The organism is Rickettsia senegalensis (assembly GCF_056135685.1).
The window spans coordinates 445,386-458,172 of record NZ_JBVYTQ010000001.1; the positions used below are offsets into that span (position 1 = coordinate 445,386).

Sequence of the window (12,787 nt, forward strand, 5' to 3'; positions counted from 1 at the left end):
TGCTTTATATAAATATTTCACAGAATTCTTAAAATGGCAATCTATAAGTAAATCCTACTCCAAATTCTCCAACGGCTATAGTTTTTTGATAGGATTTGCCGGCACGAATTGTCCTGTTTTCATATCAAGCGTATCATAATTAATTCTTACTCTATATGCCGTTTGTAATTTTGCGGTTGCATCAATACTTAAATTTGAAGTTACATCTTGTGAAACTCCAAGACCTGCTTGCCACGCAACACAATTTTTATGAGTTCTTCTTACTTTAAAATAATCACCATTTATAACACTCCGCTTAGAGGAGGTAGATTTAACTTTTACTTGTGCTATTCCACCTCCAAGTATTACAAAAGGTGTGAAAGTTTTTATTTTTTCTAAATCATAAATAAGACTTAGCATATATATTTGATAATACTTTAGTATTACCCGGGGTTTTAGGAATAGTGAGACCATTACTTAAATTTTGCTGAGGTAATACGTAATGCAGACGATATTTAGGTTGATAAGTTGCTGAGAATTCAATAGCTATCTGTGGATATATTATATAGCCTATTCTCCCACTACACATGCTTGATTTTTTTAAAATTATTTCGGTATTTGAGTATTTATGTCGGAATTTACTAACGACCGGTTCAACTATTCCGCCTTCTGCTCCTATATAGAACCCTGTTTCTTTTGCAAAAGCAATGTTATTAACAATGATGATAGTAATAAAAAATAATTTTAGTAATTTAGTCATTATAATTGCTTAAAAAATAAAAAAATATTATATACCCCCTTTATTAATGGTCAATCATATTTTTTCTAATTATGGAAGCAATTATACCAAATAGTAATAAAGTAATAGTTACAACGAGCGAAACATATGCCGGAATTGCTATATAATGGTGAATAAATATTTTAAATCCGATAAATATTAAAATTAAAGCTAAAGAATATTTTATATAACTGAAACGTTCTACAATTTCTGCTAAACAAAAGAATAATGCTCTAAGTCCTAAAATAGCAAAAATATTTGAAGTATAAATTATATAAACATCATTAGCAATCGCAAATATTGCCGGTATACTATCTATGGCAAAGACTAAATCTATTGCTTCTATCAGTACTAGAGATATAAAAAGAGGGGTAAAATATAGTTTGTTATTACGTTTAACAACAAATTTACCCCCTTCAAGATTAGGAGTAATATTTAGATTTTTTACTATTGACTTGTAAATATAAGAATTCTGTATATCAAAAGTTTTATGTGATACATAAAAAGTTTTTATACCGGTAGCAATAAGTATTACGGCAAAAATATATAATAACCAAGCAAATTTATTTATAAGAATAATACCGCTGTAAATCATTATGGCTCTGAATATTATTACGCCTATTATACCAAAAAATAAAACACGATGTTGATATTTCCCGAGAATTTTAAAAAATTGGAAAATAATAGAGATAACAAAAATATTATCAAGGGACATAGCTTTCTCAATGAGAAAGCAGGTATAATATTCACGAGCATGTTCTGCTCCCGTATTATAGTAAACATAGATACCGAATAAACAAGCTATTACAAAATAGAAAAGACTAAAAAGTACACTTTCTTTAAAGCTCATTACGGTATTTTTTTTGTGTACTATTCCCAAATCGAGAACCAGTAAAGCAGCGATTACCGTATAAAAAATAATCCAACTCATTTATTTATCTCTTCATTTTATATTGCATGTGGAAATATAGCCCCCCACCAAACATAACTCTTAGCTGGAATCTTATAATATTTTCTCCTTGTTTTAAATAAGGTTTGATATTAATAGGATTGTTTGCACTAATAGGTTGGTTATTAACTTTAGCTTGTAATGCTTGACCTTGGTCGTTCCCATTATTGCAGTACCTTTTGTCGTCTAGAGAATCAACATTAGTAGGGAGGCTAAGTAGCTTTGTGCCATTGACATATATTAATGTGCAATCATCATACCATAAATCTTCTACTCTAAAATACTCAATATCGTCCATTATTGCATCTAAAGTTACTTTGAATTCTACAGTATGCAATATTGTATCGCCCGGTTCACCTGTCGCTTCTATAAATGCCCCATCCTTTGGAAATGCCATAATGCTTCCCTGTTGTACCGGTTTTTTGTTTAAGATATAGTCACCTATTTTAGTTACTGGATTATAAGGGGTCTCAGGTAATTGACTTGATGGAAAGTCGTTATAACCGACCTTTATAGGCAATCCTGTAGATTCTCTACAGCCGACATTTTGCCCTAAAGGTTCAAATTCAACAACTTTTCTATCAAAGTATGATAAACAATGGCGTTCTAAAGGTTTACTAGGATCAATAACTATCCAATTCGTCGGGCATCTTCCTATTGCAAGTTCTCCTATATCGCTTTCATCCCATTCTGCATTACCGTGGGCGCTACCGGAAGGAGCATCAGCTGTGCTAGGAATTTTAGCACAAGTAGGTACTAATATAGGAGCACAAAGATCTAGCTCTTGCCAAGTTTTATCTCTTACATCCTCGGTCTCAGCTTTATATGTCGGCTCTGGAGGATGGTTTTCGTCTCCTGCTGTATATGTCACTGTATAATATTTTGATTTATCATCTAACGGTACTAATTTTGGTCCTTTATCAGGTCCTGGCTCGACTCTATCTTTATAATCCCTACTTAAAACACATACTGGAGTATTAGGGCTATTATTATTAGTATAGCAGTTACTTGGAATATTATTTATATTGCAAGCATAAATGGTAATACCTTCCACTGTTTCTTTTAGAGTACAGCTACTTGTATTTATATCTTTGCTGCATAAACCAAGGTTTGGATATTTAAGGCTATATGTATTTTTAAAATTCTTACAATTTATAGTATTGTTGTTGTTTAATTTAGCAAGTACACAATTTATCGAGTCATTATTGTAACCGGGAATAGGTGAACCATCAGGTAAAGTAGGAATCGGCATAGGATTACAATGTTGGAAATTTTTCGGCATCAAGCAGGCATGCGTTCCACCTTGGATATATTTACCGTTTATATATTCTAAATATTTTAAATATACCGCACTTGAGTCAGGTTTTCCATTGCTATCATAAGGTTCTTTATCGTCTTTATATTTACCGTGAATAGTCAACTGATTTAGAGCATTCTCTCCTGAAAACGGCATAGCAATATATTTATCATTTGTCGGATCTTTTGGTGGATCTTTAGGTATAAACGCAACGGAAGAACTATACTTATAACCGGCAAGCATTACTATGCTTTCTGTGTCCGTGGGATTGGGAGGTGGAGGTCCGGCGTATGCTAACGGTGTTACAAGAGTGCTTGTTTCATCTATAATGTTAATAGTTCCATCTGTTTGTTTCTCTCTTACCTGCACTGAAGCAATGAATTGCGGTTTATAATAAGCATCGTTGGCATTGTTATTAGTGCAGGTAATTCCAGCATATTGTCTTGAACATTCATAAGCAGCTAGACTATAAGAATGATTTACTCTCGGTACGCAATCTATTAAATTACCGGACTCAAATAAGCAAATATTATTAGGATTTTGCTTATCATCTTCGGTATTACTAATAGAGACATAAAGTTTTCTATCTTTACCGTTATTGTCTTTTAGAGTGACATCTGTCTTTATAGGCATTAGGCTATTTGTATCTTGTTTTTGTACCTGAGGGAATTTTACACTTACATCCTTAAATTCACCGATATTAATTCCCCATACTTTTTGGCAGGTAGTTGAACTAGAACTTGGGCAGTCCGGTATATCGCTTATGTAGTAATCGCTAGGTGTTTCTACATTTCCAATTTTCTGTGAATATACTATTCTAAAACCCTCATTACAACCGTTAGCCGTAACACTACATGGCGTAGATATATCTGTATTAAAACATGGGGTGCTGCCTGAAGTATTCTTACACGATTTAATTAAATCTTTAAAAGCCGTATTAGTATGAGTAATTTTTGCTGAAGAAAAATCTGTATTACGTGGTTCTACACAAGTTTTGAGGTCAGAGTTTGATCCTGTGCAAAGTGGAACAAGATTACTAAAGCTAACACGTATGGTATTATTAACAATATTGTTTTTAACATTGATATTAGACGGCACTACACACGCCGGACTAGTAGAAGATTGATCAAAATTGCCGCTTGCATCTTTTATGCTACATACATTATTAGCACTAGCATTAATGCTAATATAATCTAAACTTGGGCAATATGGCGGTGGAAAAGGTCCTAAAGGCAATTGTACACAACCAAAAGAATAGCTATCTACAGAACCGTTTAATGATCCAAGTGCTTCAATAACTTTTATTATTAAACTAGGAAAAAAATTAAAAACCTCTCCTATTGCGTTAAGTATTGATTGAAGTACTTTTATAAATTCTGAATCTTGATCTATCATACCAAGAAGCTGCCCTAATAAACCTGGCAAACTTGTTCCTTTTACCATTTCAACTAAAAATTTTAATACTTTTGCAATAGGACTAAGTTCGTTAGTTTGATGAAGAGGTTGACGATTAGGATTCCAATCCATTGGATCAAGATGTACACCGGAATCTGAAACAAGGTTAACAAGTCCAGGGTCACTATAAGCACAAAGTTTAGGAGATTTTAAAGTGACTATTTTTCCATCTACACCTATTATCTTATTATCAGCTTCTGTATAACCGACTTTATTGAGATGTACTCCATCGGTATAACCTGGATCTGCAGGGGAAGGTGTGGCGTTTATTCCGGGAGGCAGAGGCATATCCGGTACGGCAACTCTAGCACAGACTCTAGTTAGAGGTAGACCGTAACCTGTAGGCCATAATACACATTCTCCATCCCAATTTAGGGTGGAGTTTTGATGCCAACAAGCGACAGCATTACAGCTTTGAACTCTAATACGAATTTTTGGAGTAAAGTAACTACTATCAGGGGCTTCTTCCGCACATCTATTGAGTAAAAAACCGATAAATGTACCTGGGTAATCAAATTTTAATAAACAAGTATCATTATCACGACCGTCGCTTTTATTCCAAGGAGGACATAATGTGCCTGGTTTAAAGGGTCCTCTTTTTACTTCATTTTTGCTGCCTCTATTCCAAGTTTCCGTTCTATCGCTTTGTCCGCAATTACAGGGATCGCGAAGACAATCGGCTATATCGCCCCAAATAGATGCCTGCACATTAAATGAGAAAAATGAAAATAAGAAAAATAATAAATATTTTTTTAACACTTTGAGTATTCTTTATGTTCGTTGTTTTGTTGTCATTGTGAGAAGGCATTGCTCGCATGGACCGATTTTTCGTCATTGCGAGCGACTGTAAGGAGCGTGGCAATCTCATGAAATTAAAACTAGATCGCAACAAAGCTCCGCTCCTCACAAGGCATTGCCCGCGTGGACCAATTTCGCCTTTGTCATACCGTGGCTTGACCACAGTATCCAGTAAAAATGCTGATTTACAGAATTTTTTTAATCTTTTTCTGGATTGCCACGTCGCTTCGCTCCTCGCAATGACGACTGGGAGTCCACGCAAGCAAGCCTTTCTCGCAAGGCGTTGTTGCGTGGAGATTAAAAAAAGTCAATATAGCGCTTAGAGTATAAAAATAATTAAATTTTATATAATTCTAAAAGCTATATTGAGCTTTCCCAAGGGCAATCATTTCATTTAATATATTTATCTTAGTAATTACTTCGTTTTTTCTTCCTTTCTCTGTTTTTTGTTGTAAGTTAAAGCCAAACGTTCGCTTCAACCTAAACATAAACGATTCAACCCTTGACCTTTGATGATAGCCGCTATTAATTTTCCATGCTTTTAAACCTTCATCAAAATTTTTATATTCTCTAATTCCTTTTATTACTTTATCTCTGTAAGCTAAATGTTCTTTCTCTACCTTGCTTTTATTCTTTAATTCATCTTGTGACTTAGATGTTCGTGCTGGGGGCATTAAATCTTGTGCTCCCCAATCATATATTATCTTTCTAAACTCCTGCGTATCATAAGCTCCATCTGCTATAACGGTTTTAGCTTTGCCTGTTATCTCTTTGCTCATATCACCAACAACTTCACAGTCGTTTGTGTTACTATCCGTATAGGCTACAGATAGTACTTCCATACTATCTAAATCGACTGCTACATGTATCTTCTTCCACTGTTCTCTCTTACGATATAATCCATCCTTACCGTTATAATCCATCCTTACCGTATTTCCTTTGATGCCACCCACTGGTGCTATATACATTTACTCCGGTACTATCAAATACTATCTCTTTCCCTGAACCTTTCTCTTGTACTCCAATATTTTTTACTCGTAACTTTAGCTTACTAGCGATTCTTGATGCATGGGCATAATCCGGTATTCTTAAATCCTTACCCGCAAATATTTTGCTAAACATTCCTTCTGCAAATCCGCTTGTTGCTCGCCATGGCAATCTTAATAACAGCTTAATTGTTAGCAAATATTCATACATCTTGCTATTATATCTTCTCGCTCCTCCTTGCCTCTGTTCCCCTCCATAATATAACTCTTTTAAATATTCTTCACAAAATGTGAAAATTATTGTTCCTCTTTTCTTTAAACTTCTGTTATATTCTTTCCAGTTGCAAACTTTTTGTAGCTTTGACATACACACTTGTGGTTAAGTTTTTTGTCGATTTACTACTTTTCTTAGTTCGCAGCTACTTTTTTTATATCTACGCAACAAGGTCTTGCAGGAATGACGGTTTTGGTATCTATGTAACAATGCCACGCGGGAATGACAATGGTTTTAGTAGCTATTCACCTCAGTCCGTATTTAACTCATTATATAGGTAATTAATCCAATTATCCGGAGGACCTTGGTGTTGTTCAAGTATTTTGTTATAAATATCCATTTCCGCTTGTCTGCTTGATAAAATACGGACAATTCCTATTAAAGCGGCAATACTTAATTCAGAAGCTATCGATTCATTATCCTTATTAATTAAGAACATTCTTGCAGAAAGTATTAGCTGTGATAATTTTCGTATTTCCGGCTCGCTTAAACCTAAAATTTGATCTAAATCTTCTATTTTAACGTCAGACGGTAGAATAATTTTAGTATTAATTAAATCAAGCCAAGGTTTTATAGTATATTTTGGATATGTCTTAAGATAAATAAAATTGAAATTACTGACGAAAATACCATTATTTTGAGATAAATTATTATAGATTAAATTTATATTATCATAATAAACTTCAGGTCTGTAAAGTTTATCAAAATTATCGGCAGCAAATATTTTAGGTTTTGTGCCAACTAGGCTTAAATGATAAGTAAAAGCATAAATTACTCCTGCACAAATAGCTTGATGTTTCTTTAAATTATTATTAAATTGTTCTAAAAATTTCCTCTCCGTTGGATAAAATTGTTTAGAAAACGGCTCATCAGAGAGTTGATATAAATTGAATCCTATAACTTTCCCTTCTTCAATGTTAAGAGGTGGTCCGTCAAATAATCCGAAATATAATTGTTCTTCGGTAAAAACTTTAAGTTTATCAAGTATTTGTATTCCCCCATCCTCTTTAAAATCTTCTAATTTTAAAATATCGGAAAAAATACGTTTTTCTTTTTCAATTGATAAAATTTTATTTTTTAATTTCTCTAGAAATGATATCTCTATTTCGCTAAGAGGTGCGATGTAATGACCGCTGATTAATTTTAAAAATTCTAAAATAAAAGCTTGTGATTTTTCTGTATCATCTACTAAAAATGGATTGATAATTTGTTTGTCCGGTTCTAGCCATTTGCCTTCTATTGACTCGATAAAAATTTTAGAATCATTATTATTAGAGATATAAATTATTGTTGGATCGTATTTAGTTGATTCTGATATTAGAAAGTTCAATAATACGGTTTTGCCGGTTTTGTTCGTACCAAAGATGCAAGTATTACCTTTATTCGTTTTATCATGAAAATTCATGAAATATGGAGTACCTTTCTCGGTTCGTAGTAAAGTTATAGCCTTGCCCCAAGGATTATATTGATTACCGAGTGTAGTATTATGAAGAGCGGTAAGAGAAGCAATATATTCTACGGATAATGGTGACATTCTGCGGATAAAGGCAAAGTTAGCAGGTAATTGTGACCAAAATATTTGCTCAATATTAAGATCTTCTTTTACATGAATAATACCAAGTTTAAAAAGTTCGGTTGATGCTTTAGCTACGGCTGCATCTAGTTTATTTTCATCTTCTTCTATAACGGCAATTGAAATTTGCTGATTACAAAATTGAAAATCTAAATTAGCTGCATCAAGCTTATTAATACCTTTATGATTAAGTAAAGTTGGGTCGTTAGTAATTTTTAGAATATGATCTTGACCACGCAATTTGGATATTACTTGTTTTTTGCTAACAAAGTAAAATATTTCAGTTATTATTAATTCAATCGGTAACTGTAAAAATTTATCCAGTGTATTAGAAGGAGTTTCTTGATATTCTTTTATAGATAGTAAAGAAACGAATTTGTTATTTTTCTCATGATCCGTAACTACCATTTTATCGCCGCTAATTGTATAAATACTTCTACCTAGTGCATCGGATAAATCTATTATAGGTACCAAACAATCATTATTATTAAGGTTAGCTATTCGATTATATAAAAATAAAGGATTAGAAAAAACATTATCATTTTCAAATATGATGCCGAGCTTCTCAGTACCGAATTCGTTTAAATCGTTTAAAATATTATTAGTGATATTTTCTAGTTTTTGAAAAGCTGAATCTAAATAGTTATTTTCAAAATCAGTAATTAATTTATTAGATAAAGAATTTATTAAAGAGTTAAAATTTTTGATGTCAACTTTAGCAGAATCATGTACTATAGATATATATAAAGTATTAACGAATTTATCATTCCAGTGGTTTTTTCTTTGCCATAGTGCATGAATATTTGCCGGTAATAATTTTTTGTAAGGAGTGGAATCATCTAAATTTTGTTTTTCTCGTATTGTATGTAGCCAAAAAGCAAAATCATAATCGGTTATATTCTTTTTTATAGAAGTTCTAACCATTTCGCGTAAATTTTGTATGTTATCGCTTATTTTCTCTGAGTTAATGCCGTGTATTTTTATAATTTGTAGTAATTTACCGTCTTTGGTAAGTAAAGTATTTTCATTATAATGACATGCTATAGGTATAAAATTAGGAGCATTATAATTATATATATCTTTGTCAAATTTTCGTAAATCACTAAACACAAATAACCTGAATTTAAATTATCGTTTTGTATATTAATGGATATTGTTGCATCGATTCCGAGTCGTCATTGCGAAGAGCGAAGCGACGTGGCAATCTTGTCAAGCATCCTGAGATTGTTTCGTCAATTACTTACGTAATTTCCTCGCAATGACGGTTTGGGTATCACTACATAGCCAATTTTTCAAATTAAACGAGTATATCACAAAACTTTACCTTATTATTTATATTTAATAAACAATTATTCACTATATGTAGCGATTTTTTGTAACCCTCCCATGTAATTTATCAAGACATCAGGTATAGTTATTGATCCATCTTCATTTTGATAATTTTCAAGTATTGCAACCATAGTTCTTCCGATAGGTAATCCTGAAGCATTTAAAGTATGGACTAAGGTAGTTTCGTTACTGCCGAATTCTTTATATCTTGCTTTCATTCTACGTGCTTGAAAATCTCCACAATTAGAACAGCTAGCAATTTCGCGATATTGCTTTTGTCCCGGAAGCCATACTTCTATATCATAGGTTTTTTTTGCCGCAAATCCCATATCTCCGGTGCAAAGTAACATAACACGATAAGGAAGATTCAGTTTTTGTAAAATAGTCTCTGAAGCATTAGTTATATATTCATGCTCATTTTTTGATTCTTCAGGGGTAGTAATAGATACTAGCTCAACTTTACCGAATTGATGTAATCTAATCATACCTCTTGTATCTCTACCGCTACTACCTGCTTCTGATCTAAAGCACGGGGTGTAAGCAACATAACGCATCGGTAATTTTTCTCTTGGTATAATAGTATCGGCGACTATATTTACTAAGGATACTTCTGCGGTTGGAATTAGTCTATAACCATTTGTTGTTGCAAAAGACTCTTCGGCAAATTTAGGTAGTTGTCCTGCATTATACATAGCATTATCTCGAACTAATACCGGAGGTGATATCTCAAAGAAGTCAAACTCTTTAGTATGAACATCAATCATAAAGTTAATTAAAGCACGTTCTAGCTTTGCTAAATCACCTTTTAACGTTACAAATCTAGCTCCGGAAATTTTAGCAGTTTGTTCAAAATCCATTAAATTTAATTTTGTACCTAATTCACAATGCTGTTTATTCAAAGCATTTGGATTTGTCTCTCCGTAAGTACGAACTAATTTATTCATACTTTCATCCATTCCGTAAGGTACTTCTTCGTCCGGAATATTAGGAAGCATATTTAATAGTTCATTTAATTCGTTATTATTATTTAGATCCTGTTCAAGTTCTTCCAACTTCTCATTTATATGTTTGACATCTCTTTGTAGCTCTTCAAACTCTTCGCCTCTTTTAGAGGCCATATTACCTAAAATCTTTGATTTTACCTTGCGTGCATGCTGAAATTCTTGAATTAAACCCGTAATTTTTCTTTTCTCTCCGTCGAGCATAGCAATTTTACTAGACATAGGTTCAATAAATCTTTGGCTAAGCTTTTCATCGAATAATTCTTGATTTTCTCTAATCCATTTGATATTTAACATTTAGTGTCCTCGGTTTTTCTATAAAATTACATATCATTATTGAAGTTTCATATAATAAAAGTAGCGGTATTGCAAGAGTAAACTGGCTTAAAATGTCAGGAGGCGTTAATATTCCTGCAATAATAAAGTTAATTACCACGGCAATACGTCTTTTTTGCTTAAGCGTTTGTACCTTAACTATTTTTAGTATATTTAATATTATTATCACAACCGGTAGTTGAAAAGCAACTCCAAAAGCAATAATTAAATGAATAACTAAATTTAGATACTCGCTAATTCTTGCTTCCAAAACTATCGGTACTATCATATCACGCTTTTCAAAACTAAGAAAAAAATTCCAAGCTTTCGGCATTACAAAGTAAAAAACAAAAATACTACCGCACCAAAATAAAATAGGCGACATAAAAAGAATAAAAGCGATAATTTTTCTTTCATGGCGATGTAACCCTGGACTGATAAATAAATAACATTCCAAAGCAATTATAGGTATAATAATAGTAAAAGCAGTAAAAGCCGCAAGTTTAATATAAGTAAAAAATGCTTCTGTAAGCCCTGTATAAATTATATTTCGTACCGTATCACCGCTTAGCTTAGCAAGCGGTTTTAATAAAAAACTATAAATATTGTCGCTAAAATAATAGCAAATAGCAAATATAATTATAAAAGCAGTAAATATTCTAAGAAGTCTTATTTTTAATTCTAATAAATGTTCTTGAAAACTATATAATTTCATAAAAATTTTGACTCTTCATTTCGCAGAAGTATATATATCAATATTATAAACCTTTTTTAATAATTGTCATATCTTTTTAGAAATATTCACAAAGTCTAGTTTCTTTCTATATATTTTATAAAATATCGGTATAAATAACATGCTAAACAGAGTGTTACCTAAAAAGAATACAGACCAAGTAAGATATTTTGCACAAATACCGCCAAGGCTAGCTAGAATAATACGGCTAAGAGAGCTAAAAGATGCAATAATAGAATATTGCGTGGCAACAAATTCACTATTACAAAGACTAGCAAAATAGATAGAGATAATAGTTCCTGCAAAGCCTGCACAAAAATTTTGTACTGTAACTGTTATTATAAATATCCTTATATCATAGCCGATGGTCGCAAGAATCATAAACATAAGAGGCGACAATAATTGAATAACTCCACCAATTAAGACGCTATGAAATATACCCATTTTTGTAGCTAAAACACCGCCTAAAGCTCCTCCGACTATCATGATTAGTAACCCGTAAGCTTTGTAAATAACGGCAATTTCATGAGTAGTAAAACTTAAATCTAGAAATAAAGGCGAACTCATAGCCATAGGTATAGAATCCGCAGCTTTGTACAAGAATACAAATAACATAATTAGCAGTAAATATTGCTGTTCATTTTTTAAAGATATAATACTTTTTTTAATAACTTCAAAATATTGTTGTAATCCTATTAAATTAGTAGTCGTATGACGTTTTTCTTTAGGTTTCGGTTCTTTGATACATAAGATTACTATAGGACCAACTACAGTAATAAATAAAGCAAATTTATATACTGTATCCCAGCCGAAAATAATTGATGAATATAAAGTACCGACGCTGCCAAGTAACATACCTAAACGAAACCCTATGCTACTAAAGGTAAAAGCCATTGATAGCTCTTCTTTAGATGTAGGTCTCTCAATTCTATATGCGTCAAGTACAATATCTTGCGTAGAACTGCAGAATGAAATAATAAATAAGATAATTGCAGTAATATATAAGTTATTACAAGGGTTTACGTTTAAGAACCCCATCATCGCTAGGATTAAAAATATTTGTGATACCAATGCCCAGCCACGCCTGTGACCGAATTTAGAACATAAAAAAGGTATAGAGTATTTATCTATAAAAGGTGACCATATGACCTTTAAGCAATACGGAAAAGCAGCTAGTGATATCGAGCCTATTATATCAGTAGTGTATTTTGCTTCGGATAATTGGTATGGAACCGTGAAAAAAATTAAATTGAACGTAAGACCGGAAATTAAGCCTAAAAGTAAAATACCGATTAAATATAATTTTTTGTACACGGAATA

The 12,787-nt window shown here is 32.3% G+C and carries 8 protein-coding genes and 2 pseudogenes; 1 reads left to right on the forward strand and 9 read right to left on the reverse strand.

Annotated elements, in window-relative coordinates; translation table 11 throughout:
• Positions 1-28: 28 nt before the first annotated feature.
• The 6 genes and pseudogenes from AC0ODJ_RS02315 to AC0ODJ_RS02340 all read right to left on the reverse strand — a co-directional run bounded on the left by AC0ODJ_RS02315 (position 29) and on the right by AC0ODJ_RS02340 (position 9,199).
• Positions 29-739, reverse strand: a pseudogene (locus AC0ODJ_RS02315) (outer membrane protein).
• A 43-nt stretch (positions 740-782) separates the two neighbouring features.
• Positions 783-1,688: a TerC/Alx family metal homeostasis membrane protein gene (locus AC0ODJ_RS02320; RefSeq protein WP_218460622.1), complete on the reverse strand. Its 906-nt coding sequence runs from the start codon at positions 1,686-1,688 to the stop codon at positions 783-785.
• 4 nt (positions 1,689-1,692) lie between these two features.
• A complete protein-coding gene (locus AC0ODJ_RS02325) occupies positions 1,693-5,217 on the reverse strand; it encodes a hypothetical protein (protein ID WP_218460623.1) in 3,525 nt (1,174 codons plus the stop codon).
• A gap of 392 nt (positions 5,218-5,609) precedes the next feature.
• A complete protein-coding gene (locus AC0ODJ_RS02330; protein WP_474464679.1) occupies positions 5,610-6,179 on the reverse strand; it encodes a transposase in 570 nt (189 codons plus the stop codon).
• Entirely contained in the window at positions 6,169-6,609 is a 441-nt protein-coding gene (locus tag AC0ODJ_RS02335) for a transposase (RefSeq protein ID WP_121843865.1), read from the reverse strand. Before AC0ODJ_RS02335 ends, AC0ODJ_RS02330 begins: the two co-directional genes overlap by 11 nt.
• Positions 6,610-6,766: 157 nt before the next feature.
• Positions 6,767-9,199: a VirB4 family type IV secretion/conjugal transfer ATPase gene (locus AC0ODJ_RS02340; RefSeq protein WP_474464872.1), complete on the reverse strand. Its 2,433-nt coding sequence runs from the start codon at positions 9,197-9,199 to the stop codon at positions 6,767-6,769.
• 36 nt (positions 9,200-9,235) lie between these two features.
• Here AC0ODJ_RS02340 and AC0ODJ_RS02345 point away from each other — a divergent pair.
• Positions 9,236-9,368 (forward strand): annotated as a pseudogene (locus AC0ODJ_RS02345) (polysaccharide polymerase); the annotation flags it as partial.
• Positions 9,369-9,438: 70 nt separating this feature from the next.
• Here the strand turns inward: AC0ODJ_RS02345 and serS are convergent.
• From serS to AC0ODJ_RS02360, 3 genes are all read right to left on the reverse strand, one after another.
• Positions 9,439-10,716 carry a serine--tRNA ligase gene (serS, locus tag AC0ODJ_RS02350; RefSeq protein WP_218460533.1) on the reverse strand — a complete coding sequence of 426 codons (1,278 nt, stop codon included), beginning with the start codon at positions 10,714-10,716 and terminating at the stop codon, positions 9,439-9,441.
• Positions 10,694-11,449, reverse strand: coding sequence for a twin-arginine translocase subunit TatC (gene tatC, locus AC0ODJ_RS02355; RefSeq protein WP_474464874.1), 756 nt, complete (start codon positions 11,447-11,449; stop codon positions 10,694-10,696). Before tatC ends, serS begins: the two co-directional genes overlap by 23 nt.
• A 66-nt stretch (positions 11,450-11,515) precedes the next feature.
• Positions 11,516-12,781 carry an MFS transporter gene (locus AC0ODJ_RS02360; protein WP_218460531.1) on the reverse strand — a complete coding sequence of 422 codons (1,266 nt, stop codon included), beginning with the start codon at positions 12,779-12,781 and terminating at the stop codon, positions 11,516-11,518.
• Positions 12,782-12,787 lie beyond the last annotated feature (6 nt).

Bases quoted from the DNA above. Each gene is read 5' to 3' on its own strand.
- tatC (WP_474464874.1), bottom strand. From the start codon at position 11,449: ATGAAATTATATAGTTTTCAAGAACATTTATTAGAATTAAAAATAAGA.
- AC0ODJ_RS02335 (WP_121843865.1), bottom strand. From the start codon at position 6,609: ATGTCAAAGCTACAAAAAGTTTGCAACTGGAAAGAATATAACAGAAGT.
- AC0ODJ_RS02320 (WP_218460622.1), bottom strand. From the start codon at position 1,688: ATGAGTTGGATTATTTTTTATACGGTAATCGCTGCTTTACTGGTTCTC.
- serS (WP_218460533.1), bottom strand. From the start codon at position 10,716: ATGTTAAATATCAAATGGATTAGAGAAAATCAAGAATTATTCGATGAA.
- AC0ODJ_RS02330 (WP_474464679.1), bottom strand. From the start codon at position 6,179: ATGGATTATAACGGTAAGGATGGATTATATCGTAAGAGAGAACAGTGG.